The organism is Amycolatopsis sp. NPDC004169 (assembly GCF_040610315.1).
Taxonomy (GTDB): Bacteria; Actinomycetota; Actinomycetes; order Mycobacteriales; family Pseudonocardiaceae; genus Amycolatopsis.
In genome coordinates this window covers 31,973-54,170 of sequence record NZ_JBEXMD010000042.1, presented here as the reverse complement: position 1 = coordinate 54,170, position 22,198 = coordinate 31,973, and the positions used below count along the sequence as shown (strand labels likewise).

Annotated in this window: 18 protein-coding genes; 9 read left to right on the top strand and 9 right to left on the bottom strand. The window is 72.6% G+C overall.

Going from position 1 to position 22,198, the window contains the following annotated elements:
- Positions 1-66: 66 nt before the first annotated feature.
- The 6 genes from ABZX11_RS38685 to ABZX11_RS38660 all read right to left on the bottom strand — a co-directional run bounded on the left by ABZX11_RS38685 (position 67) and on the right by ABZX11_RS38660 (position 6,977).
- The gene (locus tag ABZX11_RS38685; protein ID WP_354922952.1) at positions 67-1,515 is read right to left on the bottom strand and encodes a DUF6350 family protein; all 1,449 of its coding nucleotides are present in this window, start codon (positions 1,513-1,515) and stop codon (positions 67-69) included.
- Between the two features lie 134 nt (positions 1,516-1,649).
- On the bottom strand, positions 1,650-2,432 hold the full coding sequence (locus ABZX11_RS38680; RefSeq protein WP_176173192.1) for a DUF5336 domain-containing protein: 783 nt from the start codon (positions 2,430-2,432) through the stop codon (positions 1,650-1,652).
- 208 nt (positions 2,433-2,640) lie between these two features.
- Positions 2,641-3,531 (bottom strand): succinate--CoA ligase subunit alpha, encoded by an 891-nt coding sequence (gene sucD / locus ABZX11_RS38675; protein ID WP_176173193.1) that lies wholly within the window; start codon positions 3,529-3,531, stop codon positions 2,641-2,643.
- A 1-nt stretch (position 3,532) separates the two neighbouring features.
- Positions 3,533-4,702 (bottom strand): ADP-forming succinate--CoA ligase subunit beta, encoded by a 1,170-nt coding sequence (sucC, locus tag ABZX11_RS38670; protein ID WP_176173194.1) that lies wholly within the window; start codon positions 4,700-4,702, stop codon positions 3,533-3,535.
- Between the two features lie 117 nt (positions 4,703-4,819).
- Positions 4,820-5,152, bottom strand: coding sequence for a hypothetical protein (locus tag ABZX11_RS38665; RefSeq protein WP_176173195.1), 333 nt, complete (start codon positions 5,150-5,152; stop codon positions 4,820-4,822).
- Positions 5,142-6,977 carry a hypothetical protein gene (locus tag ABZX11_RS38660; protein WP_354922947.1) on the bottom strand — a complete coding sequence of 612 codons (1,836 nt, stop codon included), beginning with the start codon at positions 6,975-6,977 and terminating at the stop codon, positions 5,142-5,144. Before ABZX11_RS38660 ends, ABZX11_RS38665 begins: the two co-directional genes overlap by 11 nt.
- A 1,056-nt stretch (positions 6,978-8,033) precedes the next feature.
- Here ABZX11_RS38660 and ABZX11_RS38655 point away from each other — a divergent pair.
- Positions 8,034-8,714, top strand: coding sequence for a M23 family metallopeptidase (locus tag ABZX11_RS38655; RefSeq protein WP_176173197.1), 681 nt, complete (start codon positions 8,034-8,036; stop codon positions 8,712-8,714).
- 1,152 nt (positions 8,715-9,866) lie between these two features.
- Here the strand turns inward: ABZX11_RS38655 and pcrA are convergent.
- Positions 9,867-12,281, bottom strand: a complete 2,415-nt coding sequence (gene pcrA / locus ABZX11_RS38650; RefSeq protein ID WP_354922944.1) for a DNA helicase PcrA — start codon at positions 12,279-12,281, stop codon at positions 9,867-9,869.
- Positions 12,282-12,497: 216 nt separating this feature from the next.
- Between pcrA and ABZX11_RS38645 the strand changes: the two genes are divergently transcribed.
- From ABZX11_RS38645 to ABZX11_RS38615, 7 genes are all read left to right on the top strand, one after another.
- The gene (locus tag ABZX11_RS38645) at positions 12,498-12,923 is read left to right on the top strand and encodes a DUF1707 domain-containing protein (RefSeq protein WP_354922941.1); all 426 of its coding nucleotides are present in this window, start codon (positions 12,498-12,500) and stop codon (positions 12,921-12,923) included.
- Positions 12,924-13,083: 160 nt separating this feature from the next.
- Positions 13,084-13,380: a chorismate mutase gene (locus tag ABZX11_RS38640; protein WP_176173200.1), complete on the top strand. Its 297-nt coding sequence runs from the start codon at positions 13,084-13,086 to the stop codon at positions 13,378-13,380.
- Between the two features lie 65 nt (positions 13,381-13,445).
- The gene (locus ABZX11_RS38635; protein WP_354922938.1) at positions 13,446-13,760 is read left to right on the top strand and encodes a hypothetical protein; all 315 of its coding nucleotides are present in this window, start codon (positions 13,446-13,448) and stop codon (positions 13,758-13,760) included.
- Between the two features lie 334 nt (positions 13,761-14,094).
- Positions 14,095-15,471, top strand: a complete 1,377-nt coding sequence (locus ABZX11_RS38630; RefSeq protein ID WP_354922935.1) for a hypothetical protein — start codon at positions 14,095-14,097, stop codon at positions 15,469-15,471.
- Positions 15,472-15,731: 260 nt separating this feature from the next.
- Positions 15,732-16,589, top strand: coding sequence for a hypothetical protein (locus tag ABZX11_RS38625; RefSeq protein WP_354922932.1), 858 nt, complete (start codon positions 15,732-15,734; stop codon positions 16,587-16,589).
- Between the two features lie 215 nt (positions 16,590-16,804).
- Positions 16,805-18,421 (top strand): serine/threonine-protein kinase, encoded by a 1,617-nt coding sequence (locus ABZX11_RS38620; RefSeq protein ID WP_354922929.1) that lies wholly within the window; start codon positions 16,805-16,807, stop codon positions 18,419-18,421.
- A 13-nt stretch (positions 18,422-18,434) separates the two neighbouring features.
- The gene (locus ABZX11_RS38615) at positions 18,435-19,535 is read left to right on the top strand and encodes a serine/threonine-protein kinase (RefSeq protein ID WP_354922926.1); all 1,101 of its coding nucleotides are present in this window, start codon (positions 18,435-18,437) and stop codon (positions 19,533-19,535) included.
- Here ABZX11_RS38615 and ABZX11_RS38610 read toward each other — a convergent pair.
- Entirely contained in the window at positions 19,532-20,440 is a 909-nt protein-coding gene (locus ABZX11_RS38610) for a LysR family transcriptional regulator (protein WP_176173205.1), read from the bottom strand. The two genes, ABZX11_RS38615 and ABZX11_RS38610, sit on opposite strands and share 4 nt — an antisense overlap.
- A gap of 105 nt (positions 20,441-20,545) precedes the next feature.
- Between ABZX11_RS38610 and ABZX11_RS38605 the strand changes: the two genes are divergently transcribed.
- Complete coding sequence (locus tag ABZX11_RS38605; RefSeq protein ID WP_254896999.1) at positions 20,546-21,514, top strand: EamA family transporter; 969 nt, start codon at positions 20,546-20,548, stop codon at positions 21,512-21,514.
- A gap of 3 nt (positions 21,515-21,517) precedes the next feature.
- Here ABZX11_RS38605 and ABZX11_RS38600 read toward each other — a convergent pair whose 3' ends face one another.
- Entirely contained in the window at positions 21,518-22,198 is a 681-nt protein-coding gene (locus ABZX11_RS38600; protein ID WP_176173206.1) for a response regulator transcription factor, read from the bottom strand.

Below are 22,198 nucleotides of genomic sequence, written 5' to 3'. Positions count from 1 at the left end.
GAGCGGGCTCCTTGCCGCGGGCGGTGCGCAGCCGGGCGCACGGCGCTTCACCAGGTCACGTAAACCCTAACGGTCGCCCTCGCCCGGCTCGACGTCGCCGCAGGTCTCGGTGCCTCCGGTCACAGCCTCGCCCGGATCCGGCACCGTTTCCCCCGGTTCGCCGAGGCCGAGTTCGGCGTCCGCCTCGGCTTCGAACTCGGCGTCTTCGTCGGGTTCTTCTTCGTCCCCTTCGGACGCTTCGAGCTCCTCGACGGCTTCGGCCGCTTCTTCGGGGTCGACGTCTTCGACGTCCTCGAAGGCTTCGTTCTCTTCGAGCGCTTCGGGCGGCGGAGCGGGCGGCTCGTGCTCGCCGGCGAAGAAGGCGACGAACGAACCCGGGATGACGATCCAGCAGAACGCGACGACCGAGGCGACACCGACGGGGACGCTCACCGGGTCGAACGGGCCGTCGCCCAGCCGTCCACCGGCCAGGGAGCCCAGCACGACGCAGCCGAGCGCGACGACGGCACCGGCGACCGCGACCGCGCGGATGCGCTGCGCCGGATCGGCGTCGGCCTTGCGCAGCGTCCAGCCGGCCAGCGCGCCGGTCGCCGCGGGCAGCACCAGCAGCGCCGGCCACCAGGCCGCGTGGTGCTCGGGCAGGCCGCCGAGCAGCGGGACGGCGGGCACGGCGCCGCCGTGGTAGCCGAACATGCCGACGGTCAGCGGCCCGATCGAGAAGCCGGGGCCGGTGACGAAGGACAGCGCCGCCGTGACGGCGTTCGGCAGGTACAGCACCGAGAGCAGGAAGAGGCCCGAGCTGGTGCCGAACCCGGGTTCGAAGGTGTCGGCCACCGTCGCCCACGACACCCCGGTCACGACGGTGAACACGGCGGCACCGCAAGCCACCAGGACGGCCAGGCTCAGCGCGCCGGCCCGCAGGCCGCGCAGCGCGAGCGGGTCGAGGCGGTCGGCGACGGCGTCCGGCAGCCCGCACGAGCGGGTGAGGCCGGCGGCCGCGGCCGCGGCGGCGAGCAGGCCCGGCACGGCGAAGGCGGTCACCGGGTTCGCCGTGACCGCCGATCCCTGCGCGCAAAGGGCGATGACCAGCCCGAACACCGCGTGCGCGCCGGCGATCGTGAGCAGCACCGGCCGGGCTTCGCGGAACGAGCGGCAGCCGAGGCGGCGGGCGGCGGCGGACGCCGTCCGCGCGGCCAGCGCGACCGCGCCCAGGGTCGGCAGCAGGGGCAGCACCCCGAGCGGGTGGCCGCCGATGCCGAGGCGCACCTGGTGCGCGGCGAGCCAGCCGGGCCCCGCGGCCAGGAACACCCCGGTGTCGGAGAAGGCGGCGCGGCCGGCGGTGAGGGCGATCAGGACCAGCAAGGTCGCGACGGCGGTGTAACCGGTGACCAGCGGGCCGATGGCGGCCGCGAGCAGCACACGCAGCCGGGACGCCGGGACGGGTGCGGCGCCGAGGTCGTCCACCGCTCCACCCGGCGCGTGGGGGTCGTCGGTGAGCTGCTCCATGGTCCGCACCCTGACATCCGTACTGCTCCGTCCGGGTGAGCCACGCCGCCGTGGGCCGCGGGAGCTCACCCGACCGGGTCGCCCCGGACGCACAACACCCGCTGTGACACGGAGCGTCACAGCGGGTGTCGGTGGAAGCAGCGTCAGCTGGACTTGCCGAAGCCACCGGGCGGCGTGCCCGGGTTCTCCGGCGGCGGCTGCTGGAAGAACTGGCCCTGCTGCGGGGCGTACGTCGTGGCCTGCTGCCCCGGCGGCGGCGTGGTCGACGGCGGGTTCGGCGAGCCGTACTGGCCCGGCTGCGAGAACGGCGCCGACGGCTCACCGGTCGGGGCGACCGGCCCCGGCCCGTGGCCAGGCTGGCCGAACTGCTGGCCCGGCTGACCCTGCTGGCCGAACTGCTGGCCCGGCTGGCCGTACTGGCCGCCGTAGGACGGCGCGGCGGGCTTCGGTGACGGCGGCTTGATGACGTCGTGCTCGATGAGCAGCGCGGCGACCGCGGCGAGCATCTGCAGGATGCCCAGGATCAGGATGACGGTGACGATGCCCGGCGAGGTCTGCATCCCGACCAGGGTGTCCAGGACCTCGAGCGCGCCGAGGACGCTGAACAGCGCCGCGAACGGCAGCGTCTTCGGGCCCTTCGGCAGCAGCTGCATCGCGGCGAGCAGGCCACCGCCGAGCAGGAACGTCCCGCCGAGGCCGACTTCACCGTTGTCGGAGAAGCCGAGGAAGTACTGCACGAGGCCGAGGCCGGCGACGACCAGGGCGAGCAGCAGCGGCAGGTTCTGGGGCAGGCCGCCACCGCCGGACGGCGCCTGGTGCGAATGCGACGGCGGCTGCTGCGCGGGGAAGCCACTGGACGGCGGTCCGGGGGGCTGCTGGCCGCCACCCTGCTGGGGGTAGCCGGGCCCACCGCTGGGGAAGGTCATCGGGTGCTCTCCTGTCGGTTCGACCGGCACCCCGGGCGCGCACGGGCGACCGGGGGAAGACGAGGCGGCTGGTGAGGCAGAACGCTAGCGCACTCCGCGGCCGCCAGCCCACCAGACGTGTGAATACCTCGCCCGGTTTCCTGCCGAAACGAAGTCGGGCCGGTCACCCGTGTGGGTGCCCGGCCCGACCAGGAGTTACGTCCCGGGCTCAGCCCAGGTTGTTGTACAGCTCACGCGCGAGGACAGCGGTCTCGCTCGGGGTCTTGCCGACCTTGACGCCGGCGGCCTCGAGGGCCTCCTTCTTCGCGGCGGCCGTGCCGGAGGAACCGGAGACGATGGCGCCGGCGTGGCCCATGGTCTTGCCCTCGGGCGCGGTGAAGCCCGCGACGTAGCCGACGACCGGCTTGGTCACGTTCTCCTTGATGTAGGCCGCGGCGCGCTCCTCGGCGTCGCCGCCGATCTCGCCGATCATCACGATGACCTTGGTCTCGGGGTCGGCCTCGAACGCCTCGAGGGCGTCGATGTGCGTGGTGCCGATGATCGGGTCACCGCCGATGCCGACCGCGGTCGAGAAGCCGATGTCCCGCAGCTCGTACATCATCTGGTAGGTCAGCGTGCCGGACTTCGACACCAGGCCGATGGAGCCGGGGCCGGTGATGTCGGCCGGGATGATGCCGGCGTTCGACTTGCCGGGGCTGATCACGCCGGGGCAGTTCGGGCCGATGATCCGGGTCTTGCCGCCCTTGGCGACGGCGTGCGCCCAGAAGTAGGCCGAGTCGTGCACCGGGATGCCCTCGGTGATCACCACGGCGAGCGGGATCTCGGCGTCGATCGCCTCGAGGACCGCGTCCTTGGCGAACTTCGGCGGCACGAAGATGACCGACACGTCGGCGCCGGTCTCCTTGATCGCCTCTTCGACGGTGCCGAAGACCTTGAGGTCCTTGCCCTCGATGGTGACGGTCTGGCCGGCCTTGCGGGCGTTGACGCCGCCCACGATGTTCGTGCCGGACTTCAGCATCTTGGTCGCGTGCTTCGTGCCCTCGGAGCCGGTGAGCCCCTGGACGATGACCTTGCTGTTCTCGTTCAGGAAGATCGACATCTCACGCACCTGCCGCGGCGAGCTCGGCAGCCTTGTCGGCCGCGTTGTCCATTGTGTCCACCACGGTGACCAGCGGGTGGTTCGCGTCGGCCAGGATCTGGCGACCCTCGACGACGTTGTTGCCGTCCAGGCGGACGACCAGCGGCTTGGTGGCCTCGTCACCCAGGATCTTCAGGGCCTCGACGATGCCGTTCGCCACCGCGTCGCAGGCGGTGATGCCGCCGAAGACGTTGACGAAGACGCTCTTCACGTCGCTGTCGTTGAGGATGACGTCCAGCCCGGCCGCCATGACCTCGGCCGACGCGCCGCCGCCGATGTCGAGGAAGTTCGCCGGCTTCACGCCGCCGTGCTTCTCGCCCGCGTACGCCACGACGTCCAAAGTGGACATGACGAGGCCCGCGCCGTTGCCGATGATGCCGACCTGGCCGTCGAGCTTGACGTAGTTGAGGTTCTTGGCCTTGGCCTTCGCCTCGAGCGGGTTCTCCGCGTCCTTGTCCACCAGAGCCTCGTGGCCCGGCTGGCGGAAGTCCGCGTTCTCGTCGAGGGTGACCTTGCCGTCGAGGGCGATGATCTTGTCCTGCGGGTCGCGGACCAGCGGGTTGACCTCGACCAGCGTGGCGTCCTCGGAGACGAAGGTCTCCCAGAGCTTGACGACGACGTCGGCGGCCTCGTCGATGATCTCGGCCGGGAAGTTGCCGGCCTTCAGGATCTCGAGCGCCTTCGCCTTGTCGACACCGGCGATCGCGTCGACCGGGATCTTCGCGAGCGCTTCGGGGCGCTCGACCGCGAGCTGCTCGATCTCCATGCCGCCCTCGGAGGACGCCATCGCCAGGAACGTGCGGTTCGCGCGGTCCAGCAGGAAGGAGAAGTAGTACTCGGACGCGATGTCCGAGGCTTCGGCCACCAGCACGCGACGCGTGATGTGGCCCTTGATGTCGAGGCCGAGGATGGCTTCCGCCTTCTCCTTCGCCTCGTCCGGCGTCTGGGCCAGCTTGACGCCGCCCGCCTTGCCGCGGCCGCCGACCTTCACCTGCGCCTTGACGACGACCTGGTTGCCGATCTGCTCCGCGGCGGTCTTGGCTTCTTCGGGGGTGCTAGCCACCGAGCCCGGCAGAACCGGTACTCCGTGGGCGGCGAAGAGATCCCTCGCCTGGTACTCGTAGAGGTCCACTACTCCAGTCTCCTGACGACACGCCACTGTGGTGGTCCGTTGCCGAACCGCGCTGTCGGACCAGTCGAGGTTAGCGACCTGCGCAGACGCCGGGGACTCCGCACCTGGTGAAGTCGGTCACCGTGCGCGGTCAGACGGTGCGTCCGCGGTGTGAGACCGCCCACCGCGCAACCATTCCACGGCTTTTCCGGGGTCTCCGGCGGCTTCGGCGGGCAGGACCAGAACGCCGTTCAACGCGTCGGCGAGCCCGGGCGGCGGCCCGGCGCCGAGCACGCCGACGGCGTCCGGGTCCTCCTGTTCGGCCGTGCTCCGGAGCTGCTCGAGCGTGTCCAGCCGGCCGGCGTGGACGACCTCCACGCCGTCGTCGCGCAGGACGCGGGCCAGCGCGACGGCGGCCGGGTCGGGCCGCCCGAACTCGACGAGCAGCACCCGCGGGCGCTCACGCCGCACGGCGTCCCCCGGCGACGGCGAGTCCGGCGGCGGCGAGCAGCGCGGCCGTGGCGGCGAGGGCGACCCAGAACCCGGTGGCCGGGCTGGCGCCGCCCAGTGAACCGCCGACGAGCGGCAGTTCGGCGGCGTGCAGCGCGGTGAGCAGGGCGGCGCCGGTGAGCAGGGCGGCCGCGGGCTTCGGCCGGGACCGCGTGGCGAGCGCGGCCGCGCCGACGACGACCACGGCGGCGGTCAGCAGGCCCCACGAGGGGGTGTCGAGGTGCGACCAGAGCCCGGCGGCGACGTAGCCGGGGACGGCGAAGACGGGCAGCCCGAACGCGGCGACGGCCAGGACCGCGCCGGCCGCGACGAGCGTGAGGTTCGCGCTCTGGGTCGTCGTGTCGCCTGCGTCTTCGCGTTCGACGACCCCGGTGCCGACGGCGGCGAGCGCGGCCAGCGCGGCCAGCACGAGCGCGGCGAACGTCCAGGCGGCGCCGGCCCCGAGGTCGTAGGTGAAGACGGGCGCGGCGGCGGCCGCCCCGCCGAAGCCGGCGAGGTTGCCGGCCTGGGTGGCGGTCAGCGCGGTGTTGAGGACGGCGGTGCCGGCCAGCACGACCCCGGCCCAGGCGACCCCGAGGACGGGCCGCGCGACGGCGGCGGTCTTCGGCACGAGCACGAGCGCGGCGGGAACGGCGAGCACGAGCGCGGCGGCGAGCAGGAACCACCGCGCGGGACTCTCGGCGGCGGCGCTGACCGGCGTGGCGGCGCCCGGGTTCAGCGCGGTGACGGCGACCTGCGGCGCCGACGCGCCGACGAGGGCGGCGACGGCGGTGGCGAGGCCGAGCAGGCCGGTGGTGAGCCGCCACCAGAAGAGGCCGGGGAGCTCGACGTTGCCGCCTTGGTCAGGGGTTTCGGCGCTTTCGTTGAGTCGGGTCGCGGTGAGGACGGCGACGACGGCCGTCGCGAGGAGCGTGAGGACGGGTCCCCAGGTGACGTGCAGATCGTCCCGGAAGAGCCCGGCGAGAACGGGCGGCGCGGCGACGCCGAAGGCCCCGGCGGCGAGCCCGCCGAGCGCGCCGCGGGCGGTTTGCTCGGACGGCGCGGCGAGGGCGAGGACGGCGGCCAACGGCAGGGCGGCGGCGAGCAGGAGGTACCCGCCGAGGGCGGGCCAGGGGCCTTCGAAGGCGGCGCGGGCGAGCAGGAAGCCGTTGTCGGAGTGGACGGGAGCGGTGAGCAGCCCGGCCCCGGCGACGACGGCGAGCAGCGGGACGAGCAGCCGCCACCGCCGCCGTTCGGGTTCGTCGTGGCTGCGAAGCGCCCGCCAGGCGACGACCCCGGCGGCCGCGGTCAGCAGGTCCCCGGCGACGAGCAGCCAGAACCCGCCGCCGACGGCGGAGCTGCCGAGGAACCGGTCGGGGAGGTAGAGCTCGGGCCGGATGGTGAGGGGGCCGTTGACGGCGAACTGGAGGTCGAGCACCAGCCGGCCGGGGGCGAGGGCGGCCAGGCCGAGGAGAAGGCCACCGCCGAGGGCGGGTTTCCCGGAGAGGGCCAGCCAGATGGCGGCGGCTGCGGGGGCGAGGGCGAGGAGGGCGAGGAAGGGCCAGCTGGTGAACCCGGGAGAGGCGGCGGGCGAGACGGGGGTGAAGGCGGCGGCGGTGAGGGCGACCGCGCCGGCGGCGGCCAGGGTGAGGGCGGCTTTGAGGGCTGGTGAGGGGTGGGTCTCGGTGTCGTCGGTCCAGGGTTCGGCGGGTTCGGCAGGGGTCGATCGGGTGGGGTTGCCGACTCGACTGGTGCTGGTGCGGCTGGGCTTGGGCTCGGCGGAGCTGCGCGGGGAGTTTTCGGGCACGGTGGGTACACGGCTCGCGGCGGGCACGGGGCTCGTCGGGGCGTCGGATTCGGCGGATTTTCCGGGCGCAGGCTCAGGGCGGGAAGGGTTATCCGCCGGGTCGGGGACGGTGGATTCATTCGCCGAGGCCGAGTTTTCGGACGCGCCGGAGCCACCGCCGACGGCCGGGACTGGCCGGGTCGGCGCATCGGACCCGGCGGCGCCTGCAGTGATGGCGGAGGTCTCGGGCTCGTCCCGCCCACCCGCGTGGGGCGCGTCGGACCGTGAGGAGGCGCCAGTGCGCTCGGTGCCTGCGGGGCCTTCGGACACTTGCGTCTCACCCTCCGCGGCCGGCACGGGGCGGGTCGGGGCGTCTGGCGCTGGAGCACTCTGAGCGGGGTGGCTGGGGTTCGCTGGGCCTGCCGCTTCCGGGCTCGGGACCGCTCGGTCCGAACCTCGCGCCTGGGGTTCCTGGCGGGGGCTGGGGGTGCTTCCGGTGGGGGGCTCTGCGCGTGGGGGCATCTTGCCCGCGACGCTAGCAAGTTCGGACCATTCCGCAGCGCTCGGCGGGCGTGAGTCGTCGGAAGCGCTTCAACTCCTCTCCGCAATTCGTTATTCCGGCCCGCGGGGCCTCTCGAGCCTCGGTTGGGCCCTTCGGCAGACCTTCACCACCCGTTCAGCCTGTAAGGCAAGTCACACCGAACGCCGTAAACCCCCTCTAACTTTGGGTGATTTCCACAGGTGAGCGCGATATCGACACCACCCGATCGGCCGACAGCGGGGGCACGTCTTGCCGACAGCGGTACCCCTTCGTTACTGTCCCGGGGTCCCCATTACAGTCAGGTCACGAAGTAGGACGCCGAGCAAACCACCCCCGAGGTTGGCTCACCGGGTTCCCCCGCCCGCAGTCCTCGACCCGGCTCCCCGACGATGGAAGGCCCTGTCTTGGCTTCACACCGCTCCCCCGGCGGCCAAGCTCCTTCCCCGGCACTGAAGGACGCGCTCGAAGGCGCGGTCGTCCGTGTCCGGGGTGCGCACCGCATCGCCCCGCCCTCTTCGGCCCTTCGCGGCCGTGTCGTGGTTGCCGCTGTTGCGGCTGGTGCGTTCGCCGCCGCTGCTGCGGGCTCGACCCTCAAGACAGTCACCGACTCGGACACCGCCGTCACCCCACTGGCCAACAGCCAGGACGCCAGCGCCTCGCTGACCGCGGGAGGTGCGGGCTCCGGGGGTGCCCCTGAGCTCCTGCCGACCGGCCACGCCGTCGACGCTTCCGCCGAAGCCGCCAAGCTCGCTGACAGCGCTTCTGTCACGCAGGCCCGCGAGCAGCGCGAAGCCGACGCCGCCAAGAAGGCCGCCGAAGAAGCCGCTCGGCCCAAGACCTGCCTGCCCGCGCACGGCACCTTCACCTCGGGCTTCGGTGCCCGGTGGGGCACGAGTCACCTCGGCATCGACATCGCCAACGCCATCGGCACCCCGATCTACGCCGCCTCGGACGGCACTGTGATCGAGGCTGGCCCCGCCAGCGGTTTCGGCCTCTGGGTGCGGGTGCAGCTCGACGACGGCACGATCCAGGTCTACGGCCACATGAACAGCTTCTCCGTCAAGGAGGGCCAGAAGGTCAAGTGCGGCCAGCAGATCGCCGAGATCGGCAACCGCGGCCAGAGCACCGGCCCGCACCTGCACTTCGAGGTGTGGCAGAACGGCACCAAGAAGATCGACCCGCGGCCCTGGCTCGCCCAGCGCGGCATCGTCATCTGATCCCGCGGGAACAGGCAACCCGGCCGTAGAGCGACCCGCTCCGGCCGGGACGCAGCCCGCAGCGACCGACGGCGAAGGGCGCGACGCGCTCCTCCCCACCCTTCGGGCCACCGGAGCAGGTTCGACCAGAGGAACTCCAGCCCCGCGGCCTCCCGCCTCGGCCGGTAAGGCGCGGGCGACCGAAGCCGACGAAGGGCGCCGAAGACACGCGCTCCGCCGAGCCGCTCGCGAGCTGGATCCGATCACAAGATCAGGGTTCACCGCTGAGGGCCAAACACAAACGCCCGGATCGGGTAAGGCTGCCCACTCGGGTGAAGGCAACCACGGCCGGACGTCGGCGAACGGTTCCGGCGAGTTCCGGCGAGCGCCGGAGTGACTTCCCGCAGCCGGATCGGTCGCGCGAGCAGCGCCGCTGGGCAACCCAGCCATGGCGAGGAACGCCGCCAGCCGAGCCAAAACCCGGCGAGCACCCGAGACACACCGCGCAGCCGGATCGGTCGACAAGGCACCACGGCCAGGCGACCGGGCACCGTCACAGAACGCCCCGAGCCGCCCAGAGGACTGCCGGGCTACCGGAACCTCATCCGGGCCGGGAAAAACCGTCCACAGGCGCCTCAGGGCCCGGAACCACCTACCGCTGTCCGCTCGGTAAACGGCGGATGAAGTACGCCACCGCCACCTGCCACACCGTGCACAGCTCCGCCCTCCCGCGGCGGACCGGCAGCCAACCCCAGGGCACACCTCCCCCTGCGCCCCCCGCGGAGCGGACACGCGCGGCACTCCGGGCCCTGGTCGTCCAGCGGCGTCCCCGGCCGCAGGTGACACAGCGCCCGTCCGCGCCGAGCTCGTGCTGCCTGAGCAGCGCTCGCCAGGCGGCGGCCAGCCGGCACGCCTCCGCTCCCGCACGCGAAGGATTTCCTGAAGCCCCCGCAGGTTCCCGACCCCGATCCGGAACCGTCGTCCCCAGGACTCCTCGCAGGTATTTCTGTACCCCCTCGGCCAACAGGTGAAACAGCACCGCGTCCACACCACACTACCCCCTCCGTCGAACCTTTGTTCGATCGCAGGGTCAGTTCTACCGGGTGGGTACGACGATTCCGGCGGCGATCGGGGAGATCGCCGCCGGATTCACTCGGACGGGTTGCGCGGGAGCTAGAGCTTCACCATCGGGACACTGCCGATCAGCATCAGGCGGACCTTGCCCGCCTGGCCGAAGTCGATCGTGGCCGTCGCGCGCGGGCCGACTCCGTCGCAGGAGATCACCGTGCCGAGACCGTACTTGTCGTGGCTGACGCGGTCGCCGACGTCCAGCTTCAGCGCCACCGTGTCCTTCCAGCCCTTGCCGAACGACGGCGTGCCCGGCGAAGACGGCGACGAAGACCGACGGCCGCCCCAGGTCGTCGCCGCTCGCGGGGTGCCTCGCGAACCGGAGCCGAACGAACCGAAGCCGCTGCTGGACGGCTCCAGCCGCCGCCAGTCGACCAGGTCCGGCGGCAGCTCGTCGAGGAACCGCGAAGCCGGGTTCATCGACGGCTGCCCCCACGCCGAGCGCGTGATCGCGCGCGAGACGTACAGCCGCTTGCGCGCCCGCGTGATCGCGACGTACGCGAGCCGCCGTTCCTCGGCCAGCTCCGTCGGGTCGCCCAGCGCGCGCATGTGCGGGAAGACGCCGTCCTCCCAGCCGGTGCAGAACACCACCGGGTACTCCAGGCCCTTCGCGGTGTGCACGGTCATCAGCGTGACCACGCCCGCGCCGCCGTCGCCTTCTTCGCCGCCGTCGGGCGAGGGCACCGAATCCGCGTCCGCGACCAGCGACACGCGCTCGAGGAACGCCGGCAGCGAGCCCGGCGCCGGGACGCCCTCCTCGACGACCAGCTCGGCGTTCTCGTCCGCGGCCACCTCGGCGGTGATCTCGGTGAACTCCCTCGCCACCGTGACGAGCTCGTCCAGGTTCTCCACCCGCGTGTGGTCCTGCGGGTCCTCCGACTCCTCGAGCTCGACGCGGTAGCCGGTCTTGTCCAGCACGGCTTCCAGGACGTCGTGCACCTCGGCGCCTTCGGAAACCAGCGTCCCCAGCTCGTCGAGCATCGCGACGAAGCCGCCGATCGCCTTGACCGAGCGCGGGTTCAGCAGCGGCACCCTGCCTTCGGTCGCGTCCCGCAGCGCCTGCGCGAAGGAGATCCGCTCGCGCTCGGCGTGCGTCGCCACGACGGCTTCGGCGCGGTCGCCGATGCCGCGCTTGGGCACGTTCAGCACGCGCCGCAGGCTGACCGTGTCCTCCGGGTTCGCCAGCACGCGCAGGTACGCGATCATGTCGCGGACTTCGCGCCGCTCGTAGAACCGCACGCCGCCGACGACCTTGTACGGCAGGCCGAGCCGGATGAAGATCTCTTCGAAGACGCGGGACTGGTTGTTGGTGCGGTAGAAGACGGCGACGTCGGAGTAGTCCGCTTCGCCCTTCTCCGCCAGCGCGTCGATTTCGCCCGCGACGAACGCGGCTTCGTCGTGGTCGTTGTCCGCGACGTAGCCGACGATCTTCTCGCCGTCGCCCGAATCCGTCCACAGCCGCTTCGCGCGGCGGTTCGGGTTGCGCTCGATGACGGCGTTGGCCGCGGACAGGATCGTCTGCGTGGAGCGGTAGTTCTGCTCCAGCAGGATGGTGTGCGCGTTCGGGAAGTCCCGCTCGAACTCCTCGATGTTGCGGATCGTCGCGCCGCGGAAGGCGTAGATCGACTGGTCCGCGTCACCGACGACGACCAGCTCGGCCGGCTCGACACCGGCTTCGTTGGGTGCCGTCCCGGCCAGCTCGCGGACCAGCGTGTACTGCGCGTGGTTCGTGTCCTGGTACTCGTCGACCAGCACGTGGCGGAAGCGCCGCCGGTAGTACTCGGCGACGTCCGGGAACGCCTGCAGCAGCGACACCGTGCGCATGATGAGGTCGTCGAAGTCGAAGGCGTTGGCCTGGTTGAGCCGCCGCTGGTACTCGGCGTAGACCTCGGCGACGCGGCGCTCGAGGTCGTTGCCCGCGTTCGCCGCCGCCGTCTCCGGATCGGTGAGCTCGTTCTTAAGGTTCGAGATGTGCACGGCGAGCGTGCGGGCGGCGTAGCGCTTCGGGTCGATGTCGAGATCCCTGGCCACCAAGGTGATCAGCCGCTTGGTGTCGTCGGAGTCGTAGATGGAGAAGCTCGACGACATGTCCAGCGTTTTGGCTTCACGGCGCAGGATCCGCACGCACATCGAGTGGAAGGTCGACACCCACATCGCGTTCGCGCGGCGCCCGACGAGCGCGGCGACGCGCTCGCGCATTTCGGCGGCGGCCTTGTTGGTGAACGTGATCGCCATGATTTCGCCGGGGTGCACCCGGCGCTGCCCGAGCAGGTAGGCGATCCGGCGGGTCAGCACCCGGGTCTTGCCCGATCCCGCGCCCGCCACCACCAGCAGCGGGCCACCGGCGTGGGTGACGGCTTCGCGCTGGGCGGGGTTGAGGTCGTCGAGCAGCTCGGCCTGCCCGCCGGCGGCGGGCTTGCGCACAGGGGTCGCGGCGGGGAGATCGAAGAGGGTGTCCATCGTGGCGTCCACGCTACCCCGGGTGGGCAGGAGTGCGGCACAGCGTGCCGAGGTGGGTCGGCGACGCTGCGGTGGGCGGGCGCCTCGCGCGCGGGCGCGGGCGCGCGGGGTTCATGGGTGCGGGCCTTCCGCGAGCGGCTACGGCGGCAGGCGTACCGCGGGGTGTCGCCTGCCGTCCGACGCGGTGCGGCCGCCGCGCGCGGACCATCGGCGGACATGGAAGACACCAGTTCCGCCCGCATCCGGGCCGCCGACGCCGACCGCGAGCGCGTCGCCACCGCCGTCCAGACCGCCGGTTCCGAAGGCCGGCTCACCCTCGACGAAGTCGAAGAGCGCCTCAGCCGCGTCTACGCCGCCCGCTTCACCGACGAGCTCTCCGCGCTCACCGCGGACCTGCCGCGGCCGGCGCCCGCCCCGCCCGGCTTCCCGCTGAGCCGGGCCGCATTGCGGCGGCATCCCGCGCTGCGCGTCCACCTCGCCGTCGTGGCCGCCGTCGCCGTGCTGGTGATCGCCCGCTGGGCGGTGCTGGGCGCCGGGTTCTTCTGGCCGGTGTTCCCGGTGTTCTGGCTCGGGGTGAGCCTCTTGGTTCATGCTCGGGTGCGCTCGGTCCGGGGGCGGGCCGGTGCCGCTGTGCCATACTGAGTGCATGCGGCACCACGCGGAGCGATTTTTTTACGGGACCCGGACTCCGGCTCCCGTGATCGCGTAGTGCCCGAACCGCCATCACGCCAGCCCCGGAGTCCACGGACCCGGGGCTGTCGCCGTCCCTGGGGCCGGTCCGGGTCTCAAGGAAGAGGTCCCGATGAACGCACACGCGACGAACGCCGACGGCCAGCCCGCCGAGCACACCCCCGCGGGCGACGACATCGCCGCGCTCCGCGAGGAGATCGACCACCTGGACAAGGAGATCCTGCGGCTGGTGAAACGCCGGGTCGAGGTGTCCAAGACGATCGGGGCGGCGCGGATGGCCGCCGGCGGCACGCGCATCGTCTACAACCGCGAGATGGACGTGCTCGCCCGCTACCGCGAACTCGGCCCGGACGGCCGGCAGCTGGCGATGGCGCTGCTGAACCTGGGGCGCGGACGGCTCGGCCGGTAACGGTTGCGGTGAATTCGGGGTCTTCCCCGAGGCACCACCGGCCGGGGTACGGGCAGACTGGACACATGGACTGGCTCGTGAACCTCATCGCCGTCATCGTCGCGCTCGTGAGCGTGCTGGCCGCGCTGGGCCATGTGGGGTATCTGGCGTTGCTGAACAACGCTGCGAGTAAGCGGGCAGGCGGCGCACCGGTCGCGCAGTACGTCCGGAGCAGGTGGGCCGTTGCCGGCGGTACCACCGCGGCTTCGCTGTTCGCCTGGTTGCTCACGGCCGGGGGACCGACGCTGGACGTCGTCGCGATCATCGTCGCCGCGGGTAGCGGCGTAGTGGCGACGAAGGCGCTGCAGTCCACCCGGGACCGTTACCGCACGGGAGGCTGAAACGCCTGATCAGGGCCGATGGCGCTGCGTGAAACTTCGCAGCGTCACCATCGCCCGTTCGGTCGCGCCCGACCGAGTGAAACCTCTGCAACTTGCAGGTTTGGGGGCGACTTTCTCCGCCGGATGCTCCTAGGGTTGACGGCGTGAGGACCCTTGCGTCTGGGTCGGGCGATGCCCGCGGGACGCGCGGGGGCAGTGGCCCCGCGCGCCTCCAGTCGCGTGCGCGTGCATCTGCGCAGGATTCCGAACAGGATTCCGCGCGTGAGGGTGCTCCGATCGGGTCGTCGTGCCGCCGGACGGCGTCAGGACCGCACCGCCGGGTGGTCGAGCCCACATGAGCCAAGGCACGGAGTTCCACGGACACGCCGCGGCGTCCGCCCACCCCGGGCGGCACCGGCGCGGCGGCGCGGAGAGCTGGACGCCGCCGCTGCCGCAGCACCGCCCGGTGCGCCACCGCGCGGCCGGAGCCGCGCCGGAGCCCGGTTTCCGGCCCCCCGAGCCGGGTGCAGCACCCACCGGAAGGGCCTACGCGTTGCCCCAGCAAGCCCCGGGCAGGCCACCGGCGGGCGGGCCGTTCGCCCGCCGTCACCCCGCCGAGCCCGCCGAGTGCGGGTTCTCCGGCCGGCTGGCCGGGCCGGAGGTGGACAGCCACCCTTTTCGGGCCCCCGCCGCCCCGCCCGATCCGCCGGTCTCCGGCTTGCTCCCGTTGCCGCAGCCTCGTGACCGGCGCCCCGCGGCGCCGCTCTTCCCGGCGGCGCACGGAAGCCTGCCGCTCGACGCCTTCGAAGACCCCGAGCCGGACGAGCCACCGGTCGTCGAGAGCCACGCCGAGCAGGTCGCGCGGCGGACCCGCGTCTCGCTGGCCGCGCCCGCGCCCCGGTGCGTGGACGTCGACGAGGAAGACGTCCGCATCTACTCCGCGCCGCCCCTCGACGGCCTCGGCGGCTTCACCATCGGGTCGGTGCCGGCGTCGGTGACGCCGCCGAAGACCTGGCGGAAGGCCGCCTGGTTCGCCACCGGCGCGTCCGGTGCCGTGGTCGTCGGGCTGCTGTGCGCCGGGTCCTTCCTGGTCGGGAAACCGCCGATGGACCAGGCCGTGCAGGGTTCCTGGCCGGGCTACCAGGGCGTGCCGACGCTCGCCGATCCCACCGGTGAGCACCGGCCGCCGACGCAGGGCGGCTCCGCGGCCGGACCGGAGAGCACGTCCCGGACGGACGACGACGCTGCCGGGCGGACCGCGGCCGGCGGCGGCGCCGGGCCGGTCGACGACGCCGTTCCCCCGCCCACCGAGGGCACCACCGAGACCGGCACGCCGACCACCGGCCCCGCCGGCCCGAGCGCGGCGCCGCGGAAGCCGCCGGTCACGCCCGCCCAGCGCGAGACGCCGGTCAAACCGCCGTGGTGGTACTCCTTCCCGCCGGACGCCCAGACCATGGGGGACAACTCGGAGAAGTTCTTCAACACCGTCACCACCGACCCGGCCGCGGCTTCGTCGGTGACCACCGGCCGGCTGCACGACCAGGGGCCGCAGGCGCTCGCCGAGCGGTACGCCGGCATCGCCTACTTCGAGGTCAAGAAGGTCAGCATCGACCAGCAGCGCGGTGTCACCGTCAACACCCTCGAGGTCACCCACACCGACGGGACCAAGACGATCGAGCAGCGCACGCTGACGTTCGGCGACGGCGACAAGATCACTGCTGACGGCCAGTAACCGCACCTGCACGTGCGGTTCGCCCGTTCTGATGCACGTGCGGTGCGCCGAGCGGTTATGCCTGGTCCGGGTGGGTGACATAAGCTGCCGCTCGTCGTATCGCGACGGCATTCCGGCGACAGAGCCTGGTGGTCGCCGTCCGCACAGGGTTACCTGACGACAACGAATCCGGAGACCGGCCACGAGTCGGCCGACCGGACCAACGGGAACCCGGCCGAACGGCCGAGTGCCCGTCCCCGGAACCCAGAGCGAGGACTTTCGTGCTTGATCGGCAGCGCACACGGCGTGAGTCACCCCACGCCGTCCGCGTCGAGGACGTCATCCCGGCCGAGATCCTGGACGGTGTCGCCGACGCCGACCGCGACCACCTCGAGCAGGTCTTCCGCGACCCGCAGCGGTTCCTGCCGGCGCGGCCGGAACCCGTCCGCGAGCCGGAGCAGGCCGAAGACGCCGGCGAGCCGGAAAGCCGCTTCGCGCGCCGCGCGAAGCTGACCGGGCTGGTCGCCGCGGGCGCGCTCGTCGCCGGCGCCGTGGTCGCCGCGCCGATGCTGACCAGTTCGCACCGCGCCGCCTCCTCCTCCGGCGGCCAGTCCACGCCCGCCGGGTTCAGCGGCGCGGCGGAACTCGGCGGTCTCGCCGTCCCGCAGCACCAGGCCGGCGGCAGCGCCCCGGAGCGGCACAGCCCGGCGACGCCGGGCCCGCACGCCGACACCACGCCGTCCGACTCCGCGAACGGCACCCCGCGCAGCCAGCCCGCGCCCGCCACGGCCAACCCGGTCCCGGACAAGGCCGCCGACGCGCGCAGCGCGAGCCGCAAGATCCAGGCCGTCAAGGACTTCTACGCCAAGATCGCCCAGGACTCGGCGGGTGCGCTGGCGCTGCTGAGCCCGGCGCTGGCCGACAGCACGGCCGGCGAACTGGTCCGCACCTGGAGCGCGATGGACGCCATCGACGTCCAGGAAGCCGACACGCAGATCAACCCGGACGGCTCGATCCTCGCGGTGGCGACGCTGCACCGGCCGGACGGCGCCCTGGTGCGCGTCACCCAGCTGTTCCGGGTGGCCGACAGCGGTGGGTTGATCACCGAAGCCGAGCTCGTCTCCGCCCAGTACATGTAGCCCACGGCGACCACCCCTTCACCCCTGGTTCAAGTGCCCGTGCCGAATTCGTGTGCGCAGAGTGAGCGCCTAGCCTTGTCACGGGCCGGTCTCGGAAAAGCCGGCCCAGAGCCCACGACATGTGCATACGCTCCAGCGAAGCGGCGTGTTCGCGGCCGCGTCACCAGGCACCGATCCACGCGCCCTGGTGAAGCCGGAGCCCAAAGGGAGGTCGCGTGAGCGACGAGGGTCGTCTGGTCGCCGATCGGTACCGCATCGTCGGCCGGATCGGCACGGGCGCGATGGGGGCCGTCTGGAAGGCGCACGACGAGGTGCTGGGCCGCACCGTGGCCATCAAGCAGCTCCTGCTCCAGCCGCACCTGGACCAGCACGACGCCGAGGACGCCCGCCAGCGGACGATGCGGGAGGGCCGGATCGCGGCCCGGCTGCACCACCCCAACGCGATCTCCGTCTTCGACGTCGTCACCGACGACAACGGCCAGCCGTGCCTGATCATGGAGTACCTCAACTCCACGAGCCTGGCCGCCGTGCTGCAGGAGCGCCGCACGCTGCCGCCGACCGAGGTGGCGCGCATCGGTGCCCAGGTCGCTGCGGCGCTGCGGGAGGCCCACGCGGTCGGGATCGTGCACCGCGACATCAAGCCGGGCAACATCCTGCTCGCCGGCAACGGCACCGTGAAGATCACCGACTTCGGGATCTCGCGGGCCAAGGACGACGTCACGGTCACCAAGACCGGGATGATCGCCGGCACCCCCGCCTACCTGGCCCCCGAGGTCGCCATCGGCGGCGAGCCGGGGCCGGAGTCCGACGTCTTCTCCCTCGGCTCCACGCTCTACGCGGCGTGCGAGGGCCAGCCGCCGTTCGGGCTGTCCGAGAACACGCTCAGCCTGCTGCACGCGGTCGCGGCCGGGCAGATCAACCCGCCGCGCCAGTCCGGGCCGCTGGCCAGCGTGCTGGCCGTGCTGCTGCACCCGGAGATCGAGCACCGGCCGACCGCCGAGGAGTGCGAGGAGCTGCTCGCGGCCGTCGCGCGCGGTGAGACGCCGCTCGGCGGCCCGGCGGACGAAACGATGCTGGCGCCGTCCGCGGGCGTCCTCGGCGCGGCCGCCGTCGCCGACCCGAACGCGACGCAGATGTTCGACGAGATCCCCGCCGGCCACTCGGGCACGCTGCTCGGCGGCGGTGCCCCGACGCAGGCCGTGCCGTTCTACGACGAGGACGACTACCCGGAGGCCACCGGCTACCCGGAGGACGACTACGACGGGTACGACCACTACCGCGAGGACGACCGCCACGCGGCCGGCGGGGTGCCGCCGGGGCTGGCCGCGACCCGAGCCGTGCCGGTGCCGCAGGAGCACGGGTACGAAGACGATTACGACGACTACGACGACGAGTCCGCCCCGCCGCCCCCGGCGCGGTCGCGGCCGCAGATGAGCCCGGTCGACGAGGACGAGGGCAAGCCCGGCGCGTGGAAGCGCCCGGCGATCATCGGCGGTGTCGTGGTCGTGGGCCTGGTCGCGCTCGTCGTGTGGCTGCTGAGCCCGAACAACCCGGAGGCGCCGGCCGCGCCGGTGTCCAGCAGCAAGCCGTCGCCGGTCGCGACGTCGGAGACGCCGACGCCGACGACCTCGGACGAGGTCAGCACGGCCGACGTGCCGCCGCCGGTGACCGAGTCGACTTCGTCGTCGAAGAAGGCGACGACGTCGCGGAACACCGAACCGCCGACGACAACGACGCCGAAGACGACTACGCCGACGAAGCCGACGACTTCCGAACCGCCGCCGACCAGCGAGCCCCCGTCGTCGCAGCCGCCCACTTCCACCACGCCGTGACCCGAGGTATGTGTTGAGTTCCGAAGGCACCATCGTCGGCGGCCGGTTCCGGCTGGACCAGCCGATCGGCCGCGGCCGCGCCGGCATCGTCTGGCTGGCTTTCGACACGCGGCTGTTCCGCACCGTCGCGATGAAGCGGATGTACCTGCCGGTCGGCGCCGGCGAGCGGGCCGAGCAGGCCCGCGCCGCCGCCATGCAGGAGGGCAAGGACGCGGCCCGGATCGAGCACCCGTGCGCGATCAAGGTGTTCGACGTGCTGCCGGACGGCCAGGACGTCTGGCTGGTGATGGAGTACATCCCGTCGCGCAGCATGGCGACGTTCCTCGCCGAGCACGGCAGGCTCACCCCGGACCAGGCGGCACAGCTGGGCATCCAGCTCGGCAACGCCCTCGCCGCCATCCACGCGGCCGGGTTCGTGCACCGCACCCTCGAGCCGGGCACCGTGCTGCTGGCCGACGACGGCGGCGTCAAGCTCACCGACATCGGGATCAGCGGCGGCGGGCCGAGCCCGGCGTACGTGGCACCCGAGGTCGCGCGCGGCCTGCCGGGCACGCCGGCGGCGGACGTCTTCTCCCTCGGCGCGACGCTCTACACCGCGGTGGAGGGCGTGCCGCCGTTCGGGGACGACGGCCAGTCGTCCGAGCGCCCGCCGCAGAACTCGGGCGTGCTGACCGAGGCGCTGCGCAAGATGCTGCGCGCGGACCCGAACACGCGGCCGACGATGGCGGACACCGTCCACTCGATGAAGGCCATCACCGAAGGCCGTGAAACGGCGTTCATCCCGCCGACGGCGCCGGGGATGCCGCCACCGCCGCCCCCGCCCTTCAACCCGGGGCTGGCGGCCGCGGGGCCGCCGATGCCGCCGTCGGGACCGCAGTTCCAGCAGCAAGTCCCGGTCGGCGCGCCCGGCTTCTCCGCGGCGGAGCAGACGCAGCGGATGCAGCCGGTCCCGCCGCCGACGCAGTACGCGCCGCCGCTCGCTCCGGGCGCCCAGCCCCAGGCCCAGGCTCAGGCCTGGAACCTGCCGGTGTCGAAGAAGACGCTGGTCACCGTGGCCGCCATCCTGGCCGCGGTGCTGGTCGGCATCCTCGTCACCGAGCTGTTCTTCGTCTAGGCCACCTTGGCGGTCGCCGCGCGCATGGCCTCCAGCAGCGTGTGGACCGCCGGGTGGCCCCAGGCCCGCGAAGCGACCGCGGCGTGGATCGCGCGGACCGGCTGGGGGTTGCGGAGGCGGCGGACGACCACGCCGGGGTGCTGCGCGCCGAGTCCCAGCCCGAGCTCCGGGATCAGCCCGACGCCGATGCCGGCCGCGACGAAGCCCAGCGCCGTCTGGTAGTCCTCGGATTCGACGACGACGTTCGGCGCGAACCCGGCGGACGCGCAGGCGCTGTCGAGGATGTCGCGGCAGACGCCGGGCAGGCCGTCGACGCCGACCCACGGCTCTTCGGCGAACTCCGACAGGTCCAGCACGCGCTTGCGCGCCAGCGGGTGGGCCTTCGGCAGCACCGCCCGGTACGGGTCGTCCAGCAGGTGCACCAGCTCGACGCCCTTGCCGGGCGGGGTCCGGCGCGGGAAGACGGTGATCGCGACGTCGGCCCGGCCCGCTTCGACGTCGGTCATCGGGTCGTCCGGTTCGACGAGCTTGAGGTCGAGGCGCACGCCGGGGTGTTCGCGGCGGACGGCGGCGATCGCGGGCGGCACCAGCGACGCGCCCGCCGTGGCGAAGTAGCGGATCGAGACGCGGCCGGTGCGGCCCTCCTTGAGTTCGGTCAGCGCCGCTTCGGCCCGGGCGAGTTCGGCGCTCAGCGTCTCGGCGTGCTCGGACAGCAGCGCACCCGCGGCCGTCGGCCGGACGCCGCGGCCGACGCGTTCGAGCAGCTCGGTGCCCGCTTCGCGTTCCAATGTGGACAGCTGCTGGCTGATCGCGGACGGCGTGTAGCCGAGGTTGCGGGCCGCGGCGGTGATCGACCCGCTGGTGATGACGGCGCGGAGGACCTGCATGCGGCGGACGTCGAGCATGCCCTTGATCGTACAGCTCGGCTTAAGTGTTCATGCAGTTAATCTCGCTTGTCCTTACTTCTCCTCCGGGCGAAGCTGGCATCGGCTTTCGAAGGAGGAACTGGGGTGGGCGAGACGAAGACCCTGCTCAGGATCGGTGCGCTGGCGCTGATGTGGGGTTCGAGCTTCTTCTGGATCAAGCTGGGGCTGGGGATGTTCTCGCCGGTGCAGCTGGTGCTGGCGCGGCTGGTGCTCGGCGCCGCCATGCTGCTGGTGCTGTGCCGGCTGCAGCGGGCGCGGCTGCCGCGCGACCGCCGGACTTGGGGGCACCTGGCGGTCGCCGCGTTCTTCCACAACGCGCTGCCGTTCCTGCTGTTCGCGATCGGTGAAACGACGGTCGATTCGGGCATCACCGGCGTGCTGAACTCGACGACGCCGCTGTGGGTGCTGCTGGCGGCACCGCTGATGGGGACGTCGTCGCGGATGACGGGGACGCGGCTGGCCGGGCTGGTCGTCGGTCTCGGCGGGATCCTGCTGATCTTCGCGCCGTGGCAGGCGTCGGGCCTGCTGAGCTGGGGCGCGCTGGCCTGCCTCGCGGCGGCGGCGAGCTACGGCTTCGCGTTCGTCTACGAGGGCAAGTACCTCTCTTCGCCGACGTCTTCGCCGTACGCGATCTCGGCCGGGCAGATGATCCTGGCCAGCGGGATGCTGGTGCTGGCGCTGCCGGTCGGCGGGCTCACGCCGGTGCACGTGTCCACCGGGCCGCTGCTGGCGGTGCTGGTGCTGGGGATCGGGTCGACGGGGATCGCGTTCGCGCTGAACTACCAGCTGCTGGCGAGCGAAGGCGCGGTGGCGGCGTCGGTCGTCGGGTACCTGCTGCCGGTGGTTTCGGTGCTGCTGGGCGCGGTGTTCCTGGGTGAGCAGCTGCACCTGCGGGTGATCGCCGGCATGGTGGTCGTGCTCGGGGGTGTGGCACTGACCCGGCTGCAGAAGCCGGAGCGAGAGGCCGTGGCCGTGCCGGGTGACCAGGCGGATGGGCTTGGTGACGACACCACCGGGCGCGCGCCGCGGCCGCTCGCTCCCCTGGCGGACTGAAGCTCAGACGAGACGGCGGTCGGAGGCCCAGCGGGAGAGCTCGTAGCGGTTCGACAGCTGGGTCTTCCGCAGGACGCTCGAAACGTGCGTCTCCACCGTCTTCACCGAGATGAACAGCTCCGACGCGATCTCCTTGTACGCGTACCCGCGGGCCAGCAAGCGCAGGACGTCGCGCTCGCGGGGCGTCAGCAGGTCCAGCTCCGGGTCGTTGATCGGGGCCGAGCCGGGGCGGTCGGCGAACGCGTCCAGCACGAAACCGGCCAGGCGCGGCGAGAACACCGCGTCGCCGTCGGCCACGCGGACCACCGCGCGGACCAGTTCCTTCGACGAGATCGTCTTCGTCACGTAGCCGCGGGCGCCCGCGCGGATCACCGCGATCACGTCCTCCGCCGCGTCGGAGACCGACAGGGCCAGGAACACCACGTCCGGCAGCTCGGGGCGGACCCGGCGCAGGACCTCGGCGCCGCCGCCGTCGGGCATGTGGACGTCGAGCAGCACCACCTGGGGCTTCGTGCGGGCGATGCCGGCCACCGCTTCGGCGACCGAGCCGGCCTCGCCGACCACGCGGACCTCGTCGGTGATCGAGTCGAGCTCGGTGCGCACGCCCGCGCGGAACAGCGCGTGGTCGTCGACGAGGAACACCTTGACCGGTTCGCGCTGGGTGTCAGTCACGTCGTCGAGCAT